Below are 23055 nucleotides of genomic sequence, written 5' to 3'. Positions count from 1 at the left end.
CAGGGTCTTTAGCGGCTTTCCGGCGGGCATCAAGTATAACACGGGTATCACATGAATGTTTCTATGTTTTAATCTTTATGTTAAGATTATTGTGGTATGATCGATAAAGTCCGAATCATATTGTAAAATTGACCTGGAGGCTGAAATATGGATTTTCTAATCTATTTCTTTATTTTATTCGCTAAAATCGTGGAAGTCAGCATCAGCACGATCAGGATTGTGCTGATTACGAAAGGGGAAAAAACTATTGGCGCGGTCATCGCGTTTGTGGAGATCCTCTTATGGCTGTTTATTGCCAGCAATGTCATACAAAATATCTCTCAGGACCCGCTGAAAGGTGTCTTTTACGCCATTGGCTTTTCCGTGGGCAACTATCTTGGCAGTATTCTTGAAGAGAAAATTGGTCTGGGACTGTCCGAAGTCCAGGTCATAGTCAAGGAAGATGCCGGATTGCTGCTGGCAGATGAGATCCGCGCGCAGGGTTTTGCCGTTACCCAGGTACACGGCGAAGGACGACATGATTCGAGGGCTATTCTTATTATGTTTGTCCCAAGAAAACGTGTCAAGGCGCTGGTTAAATTTATACAGAATTCCGAGACTGGCGCGGTCATCACGGTGTCGGAAATCAAGCCGGTTTATGGCGGTTATGGTATGCTGAGAAAGTAGAATTAACAATCTTAAAGCACGGCAGAGTCGACGGCTGTGCTTTTTGTATTTTTTGTAGATGGCGGGGAAGTCAGCTGATGCTGCAATTAAAGCGCTATGCATTGGAGTTTAGACAATCTCGGTGGAAGGCATAGTCATCCGCTTTCGCCGATCCTCCCTCCGCCATGTCCTCACTTCGTTCTCAGCTCATTCAGCCACGCGCCGCTTGAGAGAACGGCATCCAGCCATGAGCCCTCACGCTGCGGCAGGCTCGCTGCCAGAACCTCTATGGAGAGAACACAGTCCTGATGCACCTGATCCTCTCTCGTGCCCGTCCATGGCTTAAGCATGAACGCTGTAGCCTCATCCTGGCCAGTCATGCCCTGGTGGTCACGCCCTGAAAGCGGTTCGACACTGTGGACGTGAACGCGCCTGATTTCCCCAAGGAGAAGTTCGGGAATCTCAAAGCCGTCAAACACCCGGTTTGGGTCACTCGGAGAAGGTTTACAATTTTTTTCTGTGGCTATGGGAAAAACTCCATGATTTAAGGTTCTCAGCCAATGAGCAGTATCCAGACATAGTCCCAGCCTCGAGCCGGAAAATGCACGGAGCACATTAGCCAGCTCACTGCTGGTTTTACCAAACCGGGTGTTCGCAGGTGTGTGGGAAAAAGTATTCTCAAGCAGCAGAACCTGGTTTCCCCTGGAGGTTTCGATCCACTCCAAGGCCAAATCCACAAACCGGAAAGTATCTGATTCCGTGGCAGCGCCGTGAAAGATGAGCTGAACTGCTTCGCCAAAGTCACTGCATTGATCCATCCATGCCTTGAAAGCGCTTCGCGAGCCTTCCGGCGCCATAATATGATTCAAGTCAAAAGCGCCCGGATCAGCGAAATCCGGCGCGTGGAAAGCGAAGGAAAACCCAGGTTGAAGGTTATAATTCTTTAGTGCGTCAGCCCGTTCAAGATCCAGAGCCCGTGGGTGCAGCGCCAGCTCAAGTGAGCGAAACCCCGCACCGGAGAGGCGCTCGAGCGTTTCGTAATCCGTATCTTTGGGTGCAGCGCTTTCGTCATAAGTTGCGCCAAGAATGAACGACATGTCATACCTCCACAAAGGTTTTTCTAACTCAGTATATCACAGAGCCTGCAATGAGGGGAACCTTGTTGACTTTAACCAAAAGCGGAAGGTATAATCAGCATATACTTTTTAGAAAAGGGGCAATAAGTTCCATGATCCTCATGATTGATAACTTTGACTCTTTTACCTACAATCTCGTGCAGTACCTGATGCAGCTCGGACGTGAAGTCAGGGTGGTGCGAAATAATGCCTTGACCCTTGACGACATCCGAGACATGAATCCGGATATGATTGTCCTGTCACCCGGACCCAAAACGCCTCAGGAGGCCGGGATTTGCCTCAGCGTGGTACAGGAGCTTCAAGATGAATACCCTATCCTGGGCATATGTCTGGGTCACCAGACTATAGGTCAGGCTTTCGGGGGCAGTGTTCAGGAGGGTCTTGAACCGGTCCACGGCAAGGTGCATCCCATCCGCCACAAAAATGTGGGTGTGTTCAGCGGCTTAAAAAATCCTATCAATGTCACGCGCTATCACTCTCTTGTGGTCGATCGCGGGACTCTTCCGGCATGTCTTGAAATCACTGCAGAGACTGAAGCAGGCGAAATAATGGGATTAAGGCACCGGGAAAAACTGATCGAAGGGGTGCAGTTCCATCCGGAAGCAATCCTGACGGAGCACGGACTCGACATGCTGGCTAATTTTCTTAAGCTGGCAGATGAATGGCGAAAGCAGGTGAAATCATGATTAAGCGAAAGCTTCAGACCAGCCTTGACAGTTTCAGGCTTTTTCTTGCTGTCTCAGACCTGCCTCATCCGCTGTTTCTGGACAGCGGCATGGACCCAGAGCGTTTAGGCCGATGGTCACTGATCATGGCCTCACCCTTCGAGCGCATTCGAATCAAGGGCAAGCGCATAGAACTGGAAAACTGCTTAGAGGGAACTAATACAGACTTTAATGGGAACGCCTTTGACTTTCTTAAAGAAAGATACGAATTATATCAAACAAAACGCACACCGGATTTTGAGCTACCCTTTGGCGGCGGTATGGCTGGTTACCTGGCCTACGATCTTTGCCACCACGTAGAAGAACTGCCGAGAACCGCGGCAGACGACGTCGACATCCCGGATGCCATCCTGGGGCTCTATGAAACGGCTATACTCGTCGATCATAAAGAGAACGAGGTTTGGCTGACGGAACTTGACCGCCGGCCGGGGGCGGAATCGCGGCTCGACGCCCTGGAGGCCAGAATTCGCGAGGCAGAGAAGACCGGCCGCGACCTGGAGCCAACTTGGAAGACAACGTCACCGGAATTCAAATCCAACTTTGAAAAAGAAGACTACCTCGAGTCCATCCGTAAAATCAAACGATATATCCGCTCCGGAGATCTGTATCAGGTCAATATGACGCAGCGCTTCGAAACTGAAATGACGGATGAGCCTCTCGAGCTTTATAAAAAGCTCAGAACCATAAATCCAGCCCCCTTTTCAGCGTATATGCCTTTTGAAGAGGCAACGATCCTCTCGAGTTCGCCTGAAAGATTTATACAAATCAGAGACGGCGAAATTGAGACCCGTCCCATCAAAGGCACGCGTCCCCGCGGGAAAACGCCTGAGGAAGACGCCTATGAAAGCGCCATGCTGCTGGCCAGCGAAAAGGACCGTTCTGAACTTCTGATGATTGTGGATCTTGAGCGCAACGACCTTGGCCGGGTGGCGGAGGTCGGTACGGTCAAAGTACCGGAGCTCTTCGTCATTGAAGAATACCCGACGGTATACCATTTGGTGTCTACTGTGACGGCGACACTTAAAGCGGGTCTGACCCCAATTGACCTGCTCAAAGCTTCTTTCCCGGGTGGGTCGATCACAGGCGCACCAAAGATCCGCGCCATGGAGATCATAGACGAACTGGAACCGACCCAGCGCAATCTGTATACGGGTTCTATAGGCTATATAGGCTTTAATGGGGACACTGACCTAAATATTGTGATCCGGACCATTGTCGCAAAAGGCAGCAAAGCTTACTTCCAAGTAGGCGGCGGCATAGTCTGGGATTCAGATGAATATTCCGAGTACGAGGAAACCTTACACAAGGCTCGGGCGCTGATGCGCGCCTTAAGCAGTTAGTACCCTGTAAAAGGAGGCGGACCGGAAGTGACCAGACCCTCTGTTTTTTGGCTGGACGGCAAAGCGGTGGAGAGCCGCTGTGCTTCTGAAGGCATTCAGTTCGCCTATGGCTTATTTGATACGCTGCGTTTTGATAATGGTGTGCTTGAGCAGCCTGCAGCCCATCTCGACCGACTCAATGCTGGGCTTGCAGCATTGGGTCTGAGTTATGGGCTGTCTACTCAAACGCTGAAGGATGCTTTCTCTGCGGCAAAGACGGCCACCGGCGTTGAATCAGGTGCTTTGAAACTCCTGGCTATGCGGCGCGGGACGCCTGTCTCAGACGCCGAGGTGGACGTGCAGCTCTATCTGCGCCCAAATCCCTATGGAGACGCTCAGGACGGCGGACTTGAGAAGCCGTATTCACTGGGACTCAGTCCCTTTACCAAAAATTCCAGATCCCCAGTGGCTGGTCTGAAGTGGCAGGGCTATGCGGATCACCTCCTTGAGAAAGACCGGGCAATGTCTCGGGGTTTTAAGGATGTCCTGTTTTTGAATGAAATGGATTTTGTCGCGGAGAGCGCAGTGGCCAACGTTTTTTGGATTGCGGGTGGCCGTTTGTTCACGCCATCGCTGGACTGCGGCATTTTGCCTGGAATCATGCGGGCAAATGTGCTGAGGGCGGCAGAACGCGCCGGCATCAGTGCGGTTGAGGGGCGATTTCCGCTGAATGCGATGCTGGAGTCAGAACTCGTTTTCGTCACCAATAGTCTCATGCGGTTAAACTATGTCGAAAGGGTTGAAGCGGTGGAGTGGCGACGACCATCGGCAAAATCCACTGCACTGGACATGTATAAAACAATTCTGGCATCTGTGCTTGCCCTTGTGGCGGAGGCTGAATAGGGACGCACCGTGATTTGGCGTGTTAAGCTCCCGGAATTGGGTAGAAAAGAAATTGAACCAGGATTATTGAAAGATTGAGAGAGACTGCGAAAGCCTCTGCCCAAAACAGCGGGGGCAACACCTTGAGAATAGGAGAGAAGATATGGATAATAAGCGTATAGAGGACGCCGTCAGAGAAATGCTGATCGCGATTGGCGAAGATCCTGACCGTGAAGGCCTTAAAGGGACACCGGACAGGATTGCCAGAATGTATGAAGAGATTTTTGGCGGTTTGAGTGAAGATCCGGGCAAGCACCTTGATGTGATATTCCAGGAGGATTCCCATGAGGAACTGGTGCTGGTACGGGACATTTCTTTCTATTCCATGTGTGAGCACCACCTGGTGCCTTTTTTTGGGAAGGCTCATGTCGCCTACATTCCACGCGGCGGCAGACTGACAGGGCTCAGCAAACTGGCGCGCGTTGTAGAGACCATTGCCAAGCGCCCGCAGCTTCAAGAACGCATCACGTCGCTGGTGGCGGATACGATCATGGAGAAGCTGAACCCCTATGGCGTTATTGTCGTGGTCGAGGCGGAGCACATGTGCATGACAATGCGCGGTGTCAAAAAACCGGGCAGCAAGACGGTGACCTCTGCGGTCCGCGGAATTTTCAAAGTGGATGCCAAATCCAGAGCCGAAGCGATGTCGCTGATAGGCATGGGTGTTGGCAGCAGGGGGTGAAGCAGTGCACAGCAGATTATATCATTTACCGAAATATGAGCCCTTTGAGTGGCGCCTTAAGCAGCACACGCTTGAAATTGGAAAGCGGACGCTGGTCATGGGCATTTTGAATGTAACCCCGGATTCCTTTTCGGACGGCGGGAAGTTTGACACTATTGAGCACGCCATTGAACAGGCCTTGGAATTGGCAGATCAAGGCGCGGATATTATTGATATTGGCGGCGAGTCCACACGTCCGGGGTTTGCGGAGGTGCCGCTCGAGCTTGAGATTTCCAGAGTGCTGCCGGTCATTGAGGCTCTGGTGGCCCACCCTGAGTTTGACATTCCTATCTCCATTGACACCTATAAAGCGGAGACCGCGCGCTGCGCGCTGATGGCCGGCGCTGAGATTGTCAACGATATCTGGGGCCTCCAGCGGGAGCCGGAGATTGCCCGTGTCGCCGCTCAGTTTGGCGCACCGGTCATTATTATGCACAACCAGAATGGCACCCACTATGAAACGGACATGGTGGACAGCATGATTGAGTTTTTTGAGAAGTCCATAGCCATTGCAAAGGCTGCGGGGATCCCCAACCAGTCGATTATGCTGGATCCGGGATTTGGCTTTGGTAAGACCTCAGAGCAAAACATTGATTTGATGCCGAGGCTCCATGAGCTCCATGTTCTCGGTTATCCGCTGCTGCTTGGGACATCCAGGAAGTCCATGATAGGCAAAATCCTCGATCTGCCGCCTCAGGAACGGATGGAAGGCACGCTGGCCACAAGCGTGTTTGGCGTCGTTCAAGGCGTTGAAGTGATCCGGGTCCATGATGTCAAAGAGAATCTGCGCGCGGTTAAAGTCATGGATGCCATGACGAGGAGACGCTAGACATGGATAAAATATTGATGAGTCATATGGGCTTTTATGGTTTCCATGGCGTCCTCGACGAAGAACGCGCTATAGGCCAGAAATTTTTTATTGATGTGGAGTTATCACTTGACCTCTCCGTCGCAGGCGCGTCTGATGATGTCGCCCATACAGTCAGTTATGCAGAGGTCTATGATGATGTGAAGTATTTCGCGGAGTCTGCCCGTTACAACCTGATTGAAGCGCTGGCGGAAAATATTGCCCAGCGCATCTTGGCAAAATACAGCGTGGTGGCGGAGGTCATGGTTCGCGTCAAAAAACCGGAGGCGCCTGTAAGGGGTATGTTTGATTACTTTGGCGTCGAGATCCGGAGGGCGAGATAATGGCTCGGGCGTATCTCGGGCTGGGCAGCAATCTTGGAGACAAAGTCGAAAATCTTCGGGAGGCGGTCAGACTCATTGGTGAGGGGCTGCAGACTCAGGTGGTGGCAAAGTCCTCCTTATATGCGACAGCTCCAGTGGGCTATTTGGATCAGGATGACTTTGTCAACGGTGTGATTGAAATCGAGACCGGCCTGACACCTGAGGCGCTTTTAGCCCTTTGCCAATCCGTTGAGCAGTCTCTGAGACGGGTGAGGTTGATTCGGTGGGGGCCACGGACCATTGATGTAGATGTCCTTCATTACGAAGGCGTTGTCAGCTCTGATCCCGTACTGACACTGCCGCATCCGCGAATGCACGAAAGGGCTTTTGTCCTGGTGCCGCTGGCAGAGCTTGATGCCGGACTTGAAGTATCCGGAAAAACCGTTGAAGCATGGCTTGCCGGACTTGATGCCGGAGACATTAAAAGGCTCAAGGAAATTCTCTGAAGTCATCTGCGGGGAGGGCCTGCCGGTATGGGTCACTGAAAGGAGGGATGGTTATGAAGCCCTATTTCAGCTTTTTTTTCAAAGAACTTCTAAAACGAGTGGGGCGTCATCACCTGACGGCATTCAGTGCTCAGATGGCCTATTTCTTCGTGCTCTCCATATTTCCATTTTTGATTTTTTTATTTGCCATACTGTCAAGGCTGGAAGTGGCCTACGACTTTATGAGCTCGTCCTCTCTGGAATTTATTCCTGAGGCAGCCCTCGAAATTGTACAGGGCTACATCAAAAATAATCTGGCTGCAGATTCAGGGAGTGTCCTGTCAGTGTCCATTTTGGCGGCGCTGTGGTCCGCATCCAAGGCGGTTGGTTCTCTGCAGAGAGCGCTGAACGCCGCGTTTGAAGTCAAAGGCAGGAAGTCGCCTCTGACCGCTATAGGACTCAGTCTGGTCTTTACTCTGGGTCTGTCCCTGGCGGTGGTGGTGATGCTGGTTCTTCCGAGCCTCAGCGGCCGTGTCATTGACATGCTCAGACTTTATATTCCGATTCCGGAAGCCTTTGTCACTTTGTTTATGATTGCGCGTTGGGCGCTGGTGATCGCGGTGCCGTTTTTGGTTCTGTCACAAATGTATCAGCACTTGCCAAATCTTAAACTCAAATTTGCTGAGATATTGCCGGGGACTGTCTTCTCTTATTTTGGATGGATTGGGATTTCGTTTCTGTTTTCATATTTCATTCAGAACTTCAGCAACATTTCATTGGTCTACGGCTCGCTGGCTGCAGTCGTCGTCCTGATGATCTGGTTCTATTTTACGGGTATGATTTTGATGCTGGGCGGGGAAGTGATTTCGATCACTAAGTCCTATAAGACTGAAAAAGCGTAAATCGCTTTTCCGCTACAACCGGCAGCCGGGTCATTGAGTATAACGTTACATTTTGGGGATATAAAAAAAGCTGCTCTCGCTTGAGTGCAGCTTTTTACGCGTTTTTGAAGAAAAAGTACCAGATCAGCCCTGCCGATTGCAGCACGATCAAGAGTGGCACAAGCACGGTAAACTTCAGGTGCTTGGTTTTGTGGCGGAAGGCTTTCATGCCCATGTAGAATCCGACTGAGCCGCCGAGAGCCGCAGACAAGAGCAGTGTGCTTTCTTTGATTCGCCATTTCTGACGGATCGCTGCGCGCTTGTCATACCAGCATAGGATAAATGAGATCAGATTTAGGAGCAAAAGATAATACAAAAAGTAGTTGAGCATATCATGGTGTCCTTTCTCTAAAGCGCTGGTTCAGGTGCGAAAAACTACCGGCGCACAGTTTTTCCGGTGCTTGAATGCTTTAGTGATAGTACTGCTGACTTCTATCATACTGTGATCCAGTGAAAAAGTCCAGATTCAACGATTGCCGTACAATCTTGTGATTGTACTTTGCAAAATTGAAGAATTCATGTAGAATCTAAAAGACAAAGGGGGCTGCGGTTATGGATCATGATTTGCTTTTAGGCATCATTCTGGAAAATCTTAATGAAGGCGTCTTGGTCGCAGATCCAAACGCGGATATTGTGTTTTTTAATGAACCTACTGCAAACATTGCGGGCGTCGAAATGAAGGATGCTGTGGGTAAGAATATTCTAGAGATATTTCCAGGTCTTACACCTGACACAAGCACCTTTTATCATGTTATTAGAACCGGAAAACCTCTGATTGAGCATATACAAACTTACCTTAACTTCCGTGGACAGCAGGTCACCACTGTGACGTCGACGATTCCAATACTCAAGGATGGGAAATTGATGGGTGCCTTGGAAATTTACCGAGGGGTGGATCAGGTCCAAAAACTTTCGGATAAAATCAGGGCATTACAGAATGAATTGAACTGCCTCTATAGAAAACAAAATGATCTCAGAAAGAATGGTACAATCTTTACTGTGGACCATATGATAGGTAATGGAAAAGCTATGAGAGCGCTGAAAGAAAGAATTTATAAAGTCGCTGACTCGAGCGCACCTGTTCTGGTGATCGGTGAAACGGGAACGGGAAAGGAAATGGTGGTTCAAAGTATTCACAATGCCAGTCTAACGCGAAGAGAAAAGCCCTTTATCGCTCAAAACTGCGCAGCAATCCCGGAGGCGCTCCTGGAAAGTATAGTCTTTGGCACGGCAGCCGGAAGTTTTACAGGCTCAAGAGAAATGGCGGGTCTTCTGGAACAGGCTCATGGCGGGACACTGTTCCTGGATGAAATCAACTCCATGGACTTGACACTTCAGGCCAAGCTCCTCAGAGTGCTTCAGGACGGCGTGATCCGCCGCGTCGGGGGTGCTGAGACGAAGCAAGTCGATGTAAGAATTATTGCGGCTTGCAATATTGATCCCAAGAAAGCGGTCGAGCAAGGGATTCTTAGAGCGGACCTCTATTACAGACTCAACAGCCTGCAAATTCAAGTTGAACCTTTAAGATCACGTAAGGAGGATCTGCCTGAGTTAATTCAGCATTTTCTTAAGGGATGCGCACCGCAATTTGTTTCGCTTAGGGAAACGATTTCTGAAGAGGCTTTAGAAATCCTGAAGCAATACGATTGGCCCGGCAACGTCAGGGAGCTGAAGTCTGTTCTTGAAAGTGCCGTTCACTTCAGTGATGGCAAGAAAATAACTTCGAATGACCTGCCCCAATATATTCTGGATGGAGGCTCTGACCTGGTCAGGACAGAACAGCTTATTGAGAAAAGCAGCATGACAGAGGATCTTTATCTGGATAGACTTTTTAGGCAAATGGCTCATTGGAATCAAGCTTCTCAAGTCGAAGCCAGTTCATTGAAGGCTAAAGTCGACTGGGTTGAAAAGGAACTGATTCTCAATGAGCTGCGACAAACCAGAGGCAATATATCTCATGCTGCGAGAAATCTGAAGTTGCCGGTGCAGACTCTTTACAGCAAAGTGCAAAAGCATGGAATCTCCCTGGAGGTTGTAGTTTCTGGGAATTAGGTGAGCTTTAAGCTGAGAAATGCGAAAGCAGGAGGGTATGTGTCGGTTGTCTGGCAAACCCCTTCCACAAGTGTTTTATAAGAACCACACAAAATGCTCTGAAATATGACAGAGTATTTTGTGTGGTTTTTGTATGATTTATGAAATTTCGTAAATTCTCTTATGATATTTCAGATTGTTTGGTCTAGAAACAAAATTGAATACAGTACCAACATCCGAATCGCTTGAAAAGTCTGAAAACATTTTTTTGTCAGATAATTTTTGTTTGGCACGCAAGTTGCTTATATCATTGATAGGATCCTATAGTGTAAAAAGATCCGCTGACCTTCAGAAGCATAGTGATCAAAAAGGGGGACCGGACAGACGTTCTTAAAAATGAAATTTAATTTGAAGGAGGATTCGCATCTTGAGCAAGCAAACTGCAAAAACAGAACAATGGGGAAGTCGGATGGGTTTTATCTTCGCCGCATTGGGTATGGCTGTGGGGACAGGCAACATCTGGCGTTTTCCGAGAATTGTGGGCAGCAATCACGGTGGCGCATTTATTATCGCTTATATTATTTGCAACATGATTTGGGTCGTCCCTCTGCTAATGATGGAAATGGGCATAGGGAAGTCGACGAGACTGGGCGCTATAGGTGCCTTCAGGGATTTCTACGGTAAAAAGAAAGCCTGGATGGGCGGATGGATCACTTGGGTCTGCGCGGCCATTACCTTTTACTACGCGATTGTCTTCGCGCAAGCCATGCGCTATTTCGTCTTCGCGGTTCAGGGCTCCCTCAAGGTGGGCATGGACTCCCAGGCGCTTTGGGATGGATTTGTAGGCGATCCGGTTCAAACAATTTCCTTCCAGTTTTTAGCTGTGGCGATCATGGGCTTTATTCTTTATAGAGGCGTTCAAGGCGGACTGGAGGCAGTCGGTAAAATCGCGATTCCGCTTTTATTCGTTTCTCTGATTGGCACCTCCATCTGGGCCGTCATGCAGCCCGGCGCTGCAGTTGGCCTCAAGTTCCTCTTTGTGCCTGACTGGAATGCCTTCTTCACCCCTAAGGTGTGGCTGAACGCTTTGACTCAAGCTGCTTGGTCTGCTGGCGCCGGCTGGGGTATGATGCTTACATATGCGAACTACTTTAAAAAGAATGAGGATATCGCGGTCAACTCCTTTATGATCAGCTTTGGCGATATGATTGGCGCCATGCTCGGCGCGTTGGCTGTCTTGCCTGCGGTTTTCGCCGTAGCGGCATCCGAAGGAGAAGCCATGAGCGCGCTCAGCGCCGGAAACGTTGGCTTGACCTTTATTTATCTGGCGAAGCTGTTCCCGACGATTCCGGGGGGCAACATCATCGCTATGGTGTTCTTCTTCGCGTTGTCACTGGCGGCGCTCACCTCCATCATTCCGCAAACCGAGGTTATAATCAGAAACTTTGTCAACGCGGGCTATGACAGAAAAAAAGCGACAATCGTAGTTTGCGCGGCTTGCTTTGTGCTCGGGCTGCCATCGGCTATCAACATTAACTTCCTGAACAATCAGGACTGGGTCTGGGGCATTGGCCTTCTGCTTTGCGGCTTGTTCTACGCCCTGGCGGTTTATAAATTCGGCGTGGACCGGTTCAGACTCCAGATCATCAACTCATGCAGTGACATTCAAGTGGGCAAATGGTTCAACTATGCGGTCTTGTTCTTCCCGGCGCTGCTGACAGTTGTCGTCGGCTGGTGGTTCTACCAGTCTATTGGATGGTATCCGGACAGCTGGTGGAATCCGTTCCTGACGGAAAGCTTGGGAACAGTCGTCTTCCAGGTGGGCTTAACGATCGGTGTATTCTATTTGGCCAACAACTGGCTCGGGAACTGGGTCACACCGGAAAAGCTTATGAACGAAGGCAAATTTATTAAAGCCATCGAGGAGGTATAGACCATGGAAATGGAAACCTTATTTTGGATGATTGTCATGTTGGGCGCTATTTTCGGTCCCTTTGTCTACTTTGTTTCCCTCGCGGGTAAAAAAGAAAAAATTAAGGCTGAATAATCACTAAAATTTTCCAGACGTCCCAAATGGAAGACGGTGGTATAACCCGGTCTTCCATTTGGAGGCGCTGACCCTCTATGAATTCAAAGGAAGTGAGAGCTTGAACGCCACGATCTTCAACATACAAAAATTTTCAGTCAATGACGGTCCAGGCATCCGGACGACGGTTTTTTTCAAAGGCTGTCCCCTGGCCTGCGCCTGGTGTCACAATCCCGAAAGCATTCACCCTCAGCCGGAGCTCGTCTACTTCAACAAGAAATGCATTGGCTGCCAGCTTTGCGTTAAGGTCTGCAAGCAAAGCGCTTTGTCTGCCGATGGTCACAAGATCACAATAGATCGCGGAAAATGCATCCGCTGCGGCGCCTGCACAGAGGTTTGCCCAACAGAAGCGCTTCAGATGGCGGGCAGGCAGATGACTCTGGCAGAAATCATGGCGGAAGTTGAGAAAGACGTCGTCTTTTACCAGCAATCCTGCGGTGGAGTGACGTTTTCAGGCGGGGAGCCCATGATGCAGATCGACGCGCTGGAGGCGCTGCTGAAGCTTTCAAAAGCTCAGGGACTGCATACCGCAGTGGATACCAGCGGACATGCAAGGTGGCAGGATTTTGAGCGGATTCTGGAGTTTACAGATCTGTTCCTGTTTGACATTAAGCATTTGGAAGAAGACATGCACAGGCGCTATACAGGCGTTTCCAATAAAACTATTATCGATAATTTAAGACAGTTGTCGGCGCGAAAGGCTGTAATAGGCCTCCGACTTCCAGTGATTCCAGGGGTCAATGACAGCGATGCACATGTCGATGAACTCGGAAAGCTGCTGTCTTCTCTAAATATAAAGAAGATTTTCCTGTTGCCTTATCATGGCATTGCCAGCGGCAAATATCAGCGTCTGGGTCAGACGTACAGTCTTGAAAGTCTGGCGGAACCGTCGCAAATGGCAATGGAACGCATTAAAAATAGACTTGAGAATTTCGGGCTGACAGTCCGAATAGGAGGATGAAGAGATGCCAGCAGCAATCAGACGGGAAATTGGAATGAATGATCGCATCGCCAAGTTGAGAAAGCAAAGTGTGGAGACGGTTCCGACGCTGTCCATAGAGAGGGCGCAATTGGTGACGGAAGCCTACAAAGCATATGAGGGCAAAGTCTCAGTCCCTATGCTGCGCGCGCTGACATTCAAGCATCTAATGGAGCACAAAACCATTGTGCTGAGTCCAGGGGAGCTGATCGTTGGGGAAAGAGGCACGGCGCCACAGTCCGCGCCGACCTACCCGGAGCTCTGCTGCCATACCACAGAAGACTTCGACGTCATTGATCTGCGTCAAAAAATCTTTTTTAGGGTGGATGACCAGACGAAAGCCATTCAAAGGGATGAGATCATCCCATTCTGGAGAGGCAAGTCCATGCGGGACCATCTCATTGCCAATATGACGGCTTCTTGGAGAGAGTGTTACGAGGCCGGCATTTTTACAGAGTTCATGGAGCAGCGGGCACCAGGCCACACGGTTGGGGATGACAAGTATTACAAAAAGGGATTCCTCGATTTTAAAAAGGAAATTGAGCAGGAAATTGAAAAACTCAACGATTTGACCCAGATGGACGCTTATGACAGACGGGAGCAGCTTAAAGCCATGGCGATTTCATGTGACGCCATTATACGTTTTGGCGTTCGTCACGCGGAGAAAGCACTGGAACTTGCAGAAAAGGAAAGTGATCCAGTCAGAAAAGCTGAACTTGAGAAGATCGCGGAAGTCTGCAGCCACGTTCCGGCCCATGCGCCAAGAACCTTCCAGGAAGCGCTTCAGATGTACTGGTTTGTCCATCTTGGGGTCATCACAGAACTCAATACCTGGGACGCCTTTTGCCCGGGCAAGCTCGATCAACATCTTGAACCATTTTATCTGAAGGAAGTCGCAGAAGGTACCTTGGACAGGGAAGGGGCTAAAGAGCTTCTGGAATGTTTTTGGGTCAAGGCGAATAATCAGCCCGCGCCGCCAAAGGTTGGGATTACGCTAAAGGAAAGCGGCACTTACACAGATTTTTGCAATATCAACATTGGTGGGATCCGACCGGATGGGTCTGATGGCGTCAACGAGATTTCTTATCTGCTGCTTGAAATCATTGACGAAATGCGCACGCTGCAGCCAAGTACAAACGTACAGATCAGCCGCAAGAATCCGGATCGTTTTGTCATTGAGGCTTCTAGAGTCATCCGTGAAGGCATGGGTTTTCCATCTGTTTTCAATACGGATGCTGTTGTTGAAGAACTGATGCGCCAGGGCAAGACCATTGAGGATGCCAGGGTCGGCGGGACCAGCGGCTGCGTCGAGGTAGGCTGCTTTGGCAAAGAAGCCTATATTCTTACAGGCTATCTCAATTTGCCAAAGATTCTCGAAATTACCCTTCATAACGGGGTTGATCCCAGAACTTCAAAAAAAATAGGCATTGAGACAGGCAGCCCGCTGGCGTTTAAGAGCCTTAACGACCTTATGGACGCTTTTAAAAAACAGCTCCATCATTTCGTCGACATCAAAATCAGAGGCAACAATGTCATTGAGGCGCTCTATGCCAAGATGATGCCGTCGCCGTTTCTCTCCATTGTCGTTGAGGACTGCATCAAAAAAGGCAAGGACTACAATAATGGCGGCGCCAGATACAATACACGCTATATCCAAGGTGTCGGCATCGCCAGCATTACAGACACCTTGTCGTCAATAAACCATCATGTCTTTGAAAATAAGACCTTTACAATGGAAGGACTACTCGACATTCTTTCCAAGAATTTTGAAGAGGATCCGGTCGCCCATCAGATTATGCTCAACAAAACGCCGCGCTACGGCAATGATGACGACCGGGCAGATAAAATCATGCTCCAGGTGTTCAATGCGTTCCATGATGAAGTCACAGGCCGTCCTACGGTCACGGGCGGCAAATACATCATTGAAATGCTGCCTACAACTTGCCATGTCTATTTTGGTTCTGTCATTGGTGCGACTGCAGAAGGCAGGAAGGCAGGCATGCCGCTGTCTGAGGGCATTTCTCCAGTGCAGGGTACAGATCGCAAAGGGCCTACAGCCGTCATCAAGTCCGCTTCCAAAATGGATCACCTTAGAACGGGCGGCACACTGCTCAATCAGAAGTTTACACCACAAGTCGTCGCAGGTGAAGAAGGCCTTGGCCACATGAAGGATTTGGTGAGAGCCTACTTTAAGCTGGATGGTCATCACATCCAGTTCAACGTGATCAGCGCAGATACGCTCAAAGCTGCTCAGTTCGATCCTGAAAAATACAATAACCTGATCGTTCGCGTCGCAGGATACAGCGATTACTTCAACAATCTGGACAAGAGTCTTCAGGATGAGATCATCACCAGAACAGAGCACCATGAGTTCTAAACTGAAGGCAGGATGAAAACAGAGGGGTGGATGGCGATGAGACGAGCTGTTCACCCCGCTTACTGAGATTATTAACTCAATATTTTTAGTTGGGAGGCTTTCATGAAAATTCTGCAAAAGATAGAAGAGCGGTGCATAGCCTGCAGCGCTTGTGAGATGGCTTGCTCAAATGCCTATTTTAAAGTGAAGGACCGTGAAAAATCCGCGATCCGAATTACCGAGCACGGTCAGGACAAGCGGATTCACGTCTGCAATCAGTGCGGCTTCTGCATTGATATTTGTCCGGTTATGGCCATCAAAAGAGACGCCCTGGGCGTGGTGCGCATCGACAAGAAAAAATGTGTGGGCTGCCTGATGTGCGTGGGATTTTGCGACGCCTCCGTCATGATGCAGCACGATGATTTCCAGGAGCCGTTCAAATGTGTGGCCTGCGGCATCTGCGCCGGCGTGTGTCCGGCAGAGGCGCTCTACATTGACAAGGACGCTGCGCAAGCGCCCCTCGAAAAAGTGACCTTTTTCAAGTAAGGCGTGAGCGCCGTAGTAACAGCAGAATTCAAACAGACAGGAGGGCACTCAGTGGAGATCAAAGCCATGAAAGAAGCGCGGACGCTGCTGACAGCGTTCGATTATGAGCCCGCGCCAGTGGAGCGGGGCTATACAGACAGATCCTTACATATCCGGCTGGGAGAGAACCGGGTGGAAGCCAGAGAGGTTCCCGCCCTGGTACGGGAAAAGTTTATAGGCGGCAAGGGCTATGGCCTGAAGCTGCTGTGGGATGCGGTGAAACCGTCGACCAGATGGAACGATCCGGAAAATGCCATCATTGTGGCAGGGGGGCCGGTCTGCGGCATCACCCAGTATCCCGGTTCGGGAAAATCCCTGGTCTGCACCATTTCGCCCATGACGGACATGCCCATTGATTCCAACGTCGGCGGGTACTTTGGTCCCTACCTGAAATTCTCCGGGTATGATGCCCTGGAGATCAGCGGCAAGTCTGAAAAGGACGTCGTCATTTTCATAGACGGCAACAGCGGCCGGGTGACCATAGAAGAAGCGCCTCTGGAGGCGGTGGACGGCCATGTGGTGGCAGAGCAGCTGACGGAGATGTACGCAGAGGATGAGGAAGACAAGAAAAACATTTCAGTGATTTGCGCCGGAACGGCAGCGGAGCATGCCAATATAGGCCTCCTCAACTTCTCGTTTTACGACCTCCGGCGTCAGGCAGCCAGGCTGAAGCAGGCGGGACGCGGCGGCATAGGCCGGGTCTTCAGGGACAAGAAGATCAAGGCGGTCGTCATACGCTTTCGGGGCACCAAAGGCAATCTCAATAAGCCGGCAGACCAAAGCCGGATCAACAAGGCGGGGATCAAGCTCCACCGTCAGATCCACGACCTGGATGATGCCCAGTGCCGTATGCGTCAGATTGGCACGGCCAACATCATAGAGGTCATGGATGCCTATGATCTGCTGCCGACCCACAACTATCAGTACGGCAGTCACCCGGATACCCATAAGATCGCCTCCAATGTCTTTATCGAGAAATACATAACCCAGGGGATGCCGGACGGATGCTGGTATGGGTGCTCGCTCTCCTGCGCCAAGACGGCAGATCATTTTGAACTGAAGACAGGACCCTACAAAGGCCATAAGGTGACCATAGACGGACCGGAATACGAAAACGCGGCGGGTCTTGGCTCCAACTGCGGGATCTTTGATCCGGAAATCATTCTGGAAGCCAATTTCTACTGTGATACCTACGGCGTGGATACCATCTCCTTTGGCACCATTACGGCTTTTGCCATGGAGTGCTATGAGCGCGGGATCATTGACAAAACCCATACCGGCGGTCTTGAGCTGACCTTTGGAAATGCCATGGCGCAGCTGGAGCTGCTGCACCAGATGTCCAGGGGAGAAGGCTTTGGGTATCACATAGGTCTTGGGGTCAGACACCTGAAGCAGTACTTCGCGGAGGAATTTGGGGCGGACCGGGCGTTCCTTGAGGATATTGGCATGGAGCAGAAGGGCCTTGAGGTCTCCGAATACCTGCCAAAGGAATCCCTGGCACAGCAGGGGGGCTATGGCCTGACCAACAAAGGACCACAGCACGATGAAGCCTGGCTGATCTTCATGGATATGGTCAACAACCAGATCCCGACCTTTGAGGATAAGGCGGAGGCACTGCACTACTTCCCAATGTTCCGGACGTGGTTTGGCCTGATGGGTCTTTGTAAGCTGCCGTGGAATGATACGACGCCGGCGAACAATGGCATGACAGACGAGCCGGCGAAGATCCCAGAGCACGTACAGAACTACGTGGACCTTTACAATGGGGTCACGGGGGCTACCATTGACAAGCACGAGCTGATTCGTCAATCTGAGCGGGTCTACAATTTTCAGCGGGTCTTCAACATCCGTATGGGCAAAGGTCTGCGCGTTCATGACGCCATGCCGTACCGGTCCATGGGTCCGGTGACAGCGCAGGAGTACCTGTCCAGGCAGGAACGGTATGATCAGCAGATGAAAGAACTCATTGGGGTAGACCCGGCAGATAAGTCGGTGGAAGAGAAGATTGCCATAGTGCGGGCGTATCGACAGGACCAGTATGAAAAGCTGACGGACGCGGTTTACAAGCGCCGGGGCTGGACTGCTGAGGGCGTCCCTACAGCAGCGTATCTCAGAGAGATTGGCATGGACCTGCCTGAGGTCATTGAAGTGGTCACGCAGTTTCAGTAAAAATTAAGTCCTGTTATACTACAAGTTCACAGATGCTTTAAAGTTACACTCCCGACTTGAAAGGATTCGGGAGTGTATTTTTTTTGCGGAAGGGTATTATTCCAAACATATGCCAAGTGTAAGCTGATTTATTATGGTTCAGTGACCATCGGCTAAAACGCTTTTGTTGAGAAGTGAAGGACTATGGGGGTGGGCGTCTGTGCTGGGAGCTATTTATGGTGACATGTGCGGTTCGTTTTTTGAACACCATAATCACAAATCCAAAAATATTGAGTTATGGACTCACGTCAGCCGGTTCACGGATGATACGGTTTTGACGGTGGCGACCATGGAAGCGCTTCTCGGAAACCAAGCCTTTTCTGAGCGTTACAGGAGTTATTTTCTAAGATATCCCCATGCCGGCTTTGGTTCCGGCTTCGCAAAATGGGCAATGTCTGATTCTGAACAGCCCTATAACAGCTTTGGAAATGGCGCGGCTATGAGAGTCAGTCCCGTTGCCTGGGCCTGCGAGAGCCTGGAGGAAGTCTTGTATGTCGCAAAGGCAACGGCTGAAATCACTCACAATCACCCGGAAGGGATCAAGGGTGCACAGGCTATAGCCAGCGCCGTTTATCTGACCAGAACCGGCAAAGACAGGGCCGCAGTCCGCGCCTATATTGAGTCGGCATTTAATTATAATCTCAGCGAATCCATTGACAGCATACGCGGCTGGTATCAATTTGAGGTCTCATGCCAGGGCTCGGTGCCGCAAGCCATTCGAGCCTGGATGGAATCCGAGAGCCTGGAGGATGCCATAAGAAACGCAATTTCCATAGGCGGGGACAGTGACACAATTGCCTGTATGGCCGGTGCCATTGCAGAAGCGGAGTTTGGCCTGACAGACAACGAGCGGCACCGGGTTTTCTCCAGGCTGGATCCGGCCCTGAGTAAAATTGTGAAGGCGTTCTATCAGCGCTTTGTAAAAGCAGGAATTTAAAGTGGCGGCACGCGTCTAAATGCGTTGGAATGAAATTTTCAAAATTCTCCAAATAAGAAACCCTTAATTCTGCGGAGGTGTCAGAAAGTGTCAGACAGACTCGAAAGATTAAAGCACTCAGATCCGGTTCTATACGAAATTTGTCAGCGAGAACTGCAGCGCCAGAGGAAAGGTCTTGAACTGATCGCTTCAGAAAGCTTTGTTCCCGCAGAGGTTCTGGAGCTCCAGGGCTCAGTGCTCACCAATAAAACCGCAGAAGGTTACCCGGGGAAGCGCTATCATGCGGGCTGCGCCGTCATGGACGACATGGAGCGCCTTGGGGTGGAACGCGCGAAAGCCCTCTTTGGTGCAGAGCATGCCAACATTCAGCCTCTGGGAGGATCCAGCGCCAATCAGGCGGTCTATTTCTCAGTCCTGCAGCCCGGAGACCGCATTCTGGGGATGAAGCTGGATCAGGGCGGTCATTTGACCCATGGTTATTCCATGAACTTCTCCGGCAGAACCTATACCTTCTTTGACTATGGGCTTGATCCGGTCACTGAGACCATAGATTATGAAAGCGTTGAGCGCCTCGCGCAGCTGCACCGGCCCAAAATGATCGTCGCCGGCGCAAGCGCTTACCCGAGGCTGATTGACTATGAACGACTTGGCAGAATAGCAAGCGCCGCAGGGGCGTATTTGTTTGTGGATATAGCCCACATTGCTGGCCTGATTGCGGGCGGTGTCATTCCGAGCCCGGTGCCTCACGCGGATTTTGTAACCTCCACAACGACAAAGACTCTGGCAGGTGCCAGAGGCGGTTTTATCCTGTGCAAAGAGATGTATGCCAAGGCTGTTGACAGCGCTGTATTTCCGGGCATACAAGGCTCCATGCACATGCACACCATGGCAGCCAAAGCGTTTACCTTTGGTTACGCCATGACCGACACGTTTAAGACTTATGCAAAGAAAGTCGTCGATAACGCCGCAGCGCTGGGTGAGGCCCTTGAGGAGCGTGGTTTCAGACTCGTTTCTGGTGGAACAGACAACCATTTGCTGCTGCTTGATCTCAGAACAAAGAAGCTGACGGGCAGACGCTTTGAACAGGTGCTGGAAAGCGTCGGCATTACAGTCAACAAAAATATGATCCCGCAGGATCCGGAAAAACCTATGGTGACGAGCGGCGTCCGCGTCGGCGTAACAGCCATGACCATCAAAGGCATGGGACCGCAGGAAATGCGGGAGATCGCTGAGTTAATGACACGGGTGGCGGATCATCATGAGAATACGGAAGTCCTGAATGCAGTCAGACAGGCTGTGGTGGCTCTGGCTGAGCGATTTCCCCTCTATGAGGGATTCCTTGACTGAAGCCTGAAGGCGTTGAAGTCGTGTATCACAGCGTCTGACACTAAACTAAAGTTTATGGAGGTTCGAGATGATACAAAAAAATGAAACGTTTAAAACCTTCCCTTTGGGATTTAATTGGCCGGTACAAGACCCCTTCCTGTTCTGCGTTCACCATAAGGATGCTTATCCTGAGGGGAATGAGGACCAGGGACCATCGGCAAAGCAGCTGGGGAACAGGAGCCTGGGCAGCGACTTTCAGAACCCGAGCGGATGGAGCATGTACCACGGCCGCACTGTCCCCGGTTTTCCCGAGCATCCCCATAGAGGCTTCGAGACCGTGACCATAGTCCTCGAAGGTCTTGTGGACCATTCGGATTCCAGCGGCGCCACAGGTCGCTACGGGGGCGGCGACGTCCAGTGGATGACCGCCGGCAGCGGCATGCAGCATGCGGAGATGTTCCCTATGGTCCATCAGGACAGGCCCAATCCTCTTGAACTCTTTCAGATTTGGCTCAACCTGCCGGCGAAGGACAAGTTCGTCAAACCGAATTATAAGATGCTGTGGTCAGAGCAAATACCCATAGTAACAAAGACGGCTTCCGATGGTCGTGAAACCACAATTCGCCTGATCAGCGGCCAAATCGATAACGTCAAAAGCCTGAAGCCTACACCGGATTCCTGGGCAGCAGCTGAAGCCAACCACGTCTCAATCTGGCTGGCAGAAATGTCACCGGGGGCGGTGCTGACGCTTCCGGCGGTGAGTGGGACCCTGAACCGAACCCTCTATTTCTATGAAGGTGAGAGTCTGAGCCTTGACGGTGAGGTGCTGACTTCCTATCATGGCTGCGCACTGATGGGAGGAAAAGAGGTTGAAGTCGTCAATGGCGTAACCGCGGCTAAGTTCTTGCTGCTGGAAGCAGAGCCTATCAACGAGCCTGTGGTTCAGTACGGCCCATTTGTCATGAATACGAGAGAAGATATTGTGGCGGCGTCCAGAGACTATCAGGTCACTGCCTTTGGAGGATGGCCGTGGAAGCGTTCTGATCCCGTTAATCCACAGAGCTCTGGCAGATTCGCGCGCTACGAGGATGGCACTGTGGAGACTCCGTAAGACGTCTTTTCAATAAAACAGCAGGAGGTGGCGTGATGCGTTTTATAGGCAATTTGATCTGGCTGATTTTTGGCGGTGTCATAGGCGCAATTGCCTGGACATTGTCAGGCCTGCTCCTTTGCATCACCGTCATAGGCATTCCCTTTGGCGTCCAGTGTTTTAAAATCGCCGGCCTGGTCCTCTGGCCTTTTGGCCGGGAAGTGGTGATTGGTAACTTCGGGGTTGGCGGCTTAATTATGAACATTCTTTGGTTGCTGCTCTTTGGCTGGGAATTGGCTATAGGGCATCTCGTCATAGGCGCGTTGTTCTGTGTCACGGTCGTGGGGATTCCTTTTGGACTGCAGCATTTCAAGTTTGCCCAGCTTTCCCTGGTACCCTTTGGCGCCGTAGTTCGGTAAGGTTGGTTGTGTGGATTGTCTGATGAATTGAGCAACAACTGAGGAGGGGTTTAGGTTGAAGATTGGATTGATCGGCGCTGGGAAAATGGGCATTGGATTGGCGAAAAATATGATCCGACATGGGCATGACGTTGTTGTCCTGACACGCGCAGCCCAGCGCGCGGAGGAACTTCAGCTGGAAGGCCTCAATGCGGTTACCAATACGGGTGACTTTGTACAGCAGCTCGACCCATCCAAAATCATATGGATGATGGTCCCAGCCGGGGACGCGGTGGATGACACTCTTGATCTGCTGCTGCCGCATTTAAAAGGCGGAGATGTGGTGATTGACGGCGGGAACTCCCACTTCGAGGACTCCGTCAGCCGCTCCGAATTTTTAGCCGCCAGGGGGATTGACTATTTGGATGTCGGGACAAGCGGCGGCACTGAAGGCGCTCTAAATGGCGCCTGTTTGATGGTCGGCGGATCACGGGAGGCTTTTGTCAGGCTGGAGCCGCTGTTCAGCGATTTGGCGGTAGAGGGTGGCTATGGATACTTTGGGCGATCCGGTGCCGGACATTATGTCAAGATGGTCCACAATGGAATTGAATATGCCATGATGCAGGCCATTTCAGAGGGGTTTGAGCTCTTAAAAAAATCCGAATATGGGTTTGACCTTGAAAAGATTGCAAAAGTCTATGATCAAGGTTCCATAATCGAAGGCTTTTTAATGGGGACTACTGCCAGGGCGCTTCGGTCAACAGAGGAAATAGAGGCACTGCTTCCGGTAGTGAGGTCCAGCGGGGAAGGGTTATGGACTGTGGAAGAGGCACTGAGGCTTAAGGTTCCAGTCGAAACCATAGCGCTTTCCTTGTTTAAGCGCTATGCCACGGAGAGTCAGGGCTTTGGCGCTAAACTGCTGAGCAGGATGCGGTATGAGTTTGGAGGACATGAGGCGCGTAAGGAGGAATAAGA

At 50.8% G+C, this 23055-nt stretch carries 22 protein-coding genes; 20 read left to right on the top strand and 2 right to left on the bottom strand.

The features are described from left to right. The first annotated feature begins 147 nt into the window (after positions 1 to 147). A complete protein-coding gene (locus AC4PHM_RS07270) occupies positions 148 to 666 on the top strand; it encodes a DUF2179 domain-containing protein (RefSeq protein WP_492020236.1) in 519 nt (172 codons plus the stop codon). A 170-nt stretch (positions 667 to 836) separates the two neighbouring features. On the opposite strand, the gene AC4PHM_RS07265 is transcribed toward AC4PHM_RS07270, so the two are convergent. Next, positions 837 to 1742: a TIM barrel protein gene (locus AC4PHM_RS07265; protein ID WP_492020235.1), complete on the bottom strand. Its 906-nt coding sequence runs from the start codon at positions 1740 to 1742 to the stop codon at positions 837 to 839. A 131-nt stretch (positions 1743 to 1873) separates the two neighbouring features. Here AC4PHM_RS07265 and AC4PHM_RS07260 point away from each other — a divergent pair, with 131 nt between their 5' ends. The 8 genes from AC4PHM_RS07260 to AC4PHM_RS07225 all read left to right on the top strand — a co-directional run bounded on the left by AC4PHM_RS07260 (position 1874) and on the right by AC4PHM_RS07225 (position 8045). Further along, complete coding sequence (locus AC4PHM_RS07260; RefSeq protein WP_492020234.1) at positions 1874 to 2467, top strand: anthranilate synthase component II; 594 nt, start codon at positions 1874 to 1876, stop codon at positions 2465 to 2467. Continuing rightward, positions 2464 to 3846 (top strand): aminodeoxychorismate synthase component I, encoded by a 1383-nt coding sequence (pabB, locus tag AC4PHM_RS07255; RefSeq protein WP_492020233.1) that lies wholly within the window; start codon positions 2464 to 2466, stop codon positions 3844 to 3846. Before AC4PHM_RS07260 ends, pabB begins: the two co-directional genes overlap by 4 nt. 27 nt (positions 3847 to 3873) lie before the next feature. Then, on the top strand, positions 3874 to 4728 hold the full coding sequence (locus AC4PHM_RS07250; RefSeq protein WP_492020232.1) for an aminotransferase class IV: 855 nt from the start codon (positions 3874 to 3876) through the stop codon (positions 4726 to 4728). Between the two features lie 142 nt (positions 4729 to 4870). After that, positions 4871 to 5449, top strand: a complete 579-nt coding sequence (folE, locus tag AC4PHM_RS07245) for a GTP cyclohydrolase I FolE (RefSeq protein ID WP_492020231.1) — start codon at positions 4871 to 4873, stop codon at positions 5447 to 5449. Positions 5450 to 5453: 4 nt separating this feature from the next. Next, a complete protein-coding gene (gene folP / locus AC4PHM_RS07240) occupies positions 5454 to 6317 on the top strand; it encodes a dihydropteroate synthase (RefSeq protein ID WP_492020230.1) in 864 nt (287 codons plus the stop codon). Positions 6318 to 6319: 2 nt separating this feature from the next. Continuing rightward, entirely contained in the window at positions 6320 to 6679 is a 360-nt protein-coding gene (gene folB, locus AC4PHM_RS07235; protein WP_492020229.1) for a dihydroneopterin aldolase, read from the top strand. After that, complete coding sequence (gene folK, locus AC4PHM_RS07230; protein WP_492020228.1) at positions 6679 to 7164, top strand: 2-amino-4-hydroxy-6-hydroxymethyldihydropteridine diphosphokinase; 486 nt, start codon at positions 6679 to 6681, stop codon at positions 7162 to 7164. The genes folB and folK overlap by 1 nt, the downstream gene beginning before the upstream one ends. 53 nt (positions 7165 to 7217) lie before the next feature. Further along, positions 7218 to 8045, top strand: coding sequence for a YihY/virulence factor BrkB family protein (locus tag AC4PHM_RS07225; protein ID WP_492020227.1), 828 nt, complete (start codon positions 7218 to 7220; stop codon positions 8043 to 8045). A gap of 94 nt (positions 8046 to 8139) precedes the next feature. Here the strand turns inward: AC4PHM_RS07225 and AC4PHM_RS07220 are convergent, their stop codons facing one another. Continuing rightward, the gene (locus tag AC4PHM_RS07220; protein ID WP_492020226.1) at positions 8140 to 8415 is read right to left on the bottom strand and encodes a DUF1294 domain-containing protein; all 276 of its coding nucleotides are present in this window, start codon (positions 8413 to 8415) and stop codon (positions 8140 to 8142) included. A gap of 221 nt (positions 8416 to 8636) precedes the next feature. On the opposite strand from AC4PHM_RS07220, the gene AC4PHM_RS07215 reads away from it, so the two are divergent. The 11 genes from AC4PHM_RS07215 to gnd all read left to right on the top strand — a co-directional run bounded on the left by AC4PHM_RS07215 (position 8637) and on the right by gnd (position 23053). After that, positions 8637 to 10136, top strand: coding sequence for a sigma-54 interaction domain-containing protein (locus AC4PHM_RS07215; protein ID WP_492020225.1), 1500 nt, complete (start codon positions 8637 to 8639; stop codon positions 10134 to 10136). Between the two features lie 406 nt (positions 10137 to 10542). After that, on the top strand, positions 10543 to 12048 hold the full coding sequence (locus tag AC4PHM_RS07210) for a sodium-dependent transporter (protein ID WP_492020224.1): 1506 nt from the start codon (positions 10543 to 10545) through the stop codon (positions 12046 to 12048). Between the two features lie 214 nt (positions 12049 to 12262). Then, positions 12263 to 13162, top strand: coding sequence for a glycyl-radical enzyme activating protein (locus AC4PHM_RS07205; protein WP_492020223.1), 900 nt, complete (start codon positions 12263 to 12265; stop codon positions 13160 to 13162). Between the two features lie 4 nt (positions 13163 to 13166). Next, on the top strand, positions 13167 to 15557 hold the full coding sequence (gene hypD / locus AC4PHM_RS07200; protein ID WP_492020222.1) for a trans-4-hydroxy-L-proline dehydratase: 2391 nt from the start codon (positions 13167 to 13169) through the stop codon (positions 15555 to 15557). A 102-nt stretch (positions 15558 to 15659) separates the two neighbouring features. Further along, positions 15660 to 16082 (top strand): 4Fe-4S binding protein, encoded by a 423-nt coding sequence (locus AC4PHM_RS07195; protein ID WP_492020221.1) that lies wholly within the window; start codon positions 15660 to 15662, stop codon positions 16080 to 16082. 51 nt (positions 16083 to 16133) lie between these two features. Beyond that, on the top strand, positions 16134 to 18290 hold the full coding sequence (locus AC4PHM_RS07190; protein ID WP_492020220.1) for an aldehyde ferredoxin oxidoreductase family protein: 2157 nt from the start codon (positions 16134 to 16136) through the stop codon (positions 18288 to 18290). Positions 18291 to 18489: 199 nt separating this feature from the next. Continuing rightward, positions 18490 to 19266, top strand: a complete 777-nt coding sequence (locus AC4PHM_RS07185; protein ID WP_492020219.1) for an ADP-ribosylglycohydrolase family protein — start codon at positions 18490 to 18492, stop codon at positions 19264 to 19266. 87 nt (positions 19267 to 19353) lie between these two features. Next, on the top strand, positions 19354 to 20613 hold the full coding sequence (gene glyA, locus AC4PHM_RS07180) for a serine hydroxymethyltransferase (RefSeq protein ID WP_492020218.1): 1260 nt from the start codon (positions 19354 to 19356) through the stop codon (positions 20611 to 20613). 67 nt (positions 20614 to 20680) lie between these two features. Beyond that, on the top strand, positions 20681 to 21703 hold the full coding sequence (locus tag AC4PHM_RS07175) for a pirin family protein (RefSeq protein ID WP_492020217.1): 1023 nt from the start codon (positions 20681 to 20683) through the stop codon (positions 21701 to 21703). Between the two features lie 35 nt (positions 21704 to 21738). Beyond that, positions 21739 to 22101 (top strand): YccF domain-containing protein, encoded by a 363-nt coding sequence (locus AC4PHM_RS07170; protein WP_492020216.1) that lies wholly within the window; start codon positions 21739 to 21741, stop codon positions 22099 to 22101. A 55-nt stretch (positions 22102 to 22156) separates the two neighbouring features. Continuing rightward, complete coding sequence (gene gnd / locus AC4PHM_RS07165) at positions 22157 to 23053, top strand: phosphogluconate dehydrogenase (NAD(+)-dependent, decarboxylating) (RefSeq protein ID WP_492020215.1); 897 nt, start codon at positions 22157 to 22159, stop codon at positions 23051 to 23053. Positions 23054 to 23055: the final 2 nt, after the last annotated feature.

The sequence above is a fragment of the Acidaminobacter sp. QWL-03 genome, assembly GCF_058683855.1.
Note: the sequence above shows the minus strand (reverse complement) of the source record. Positions and strands in the feature narration are given on the sequence as shown.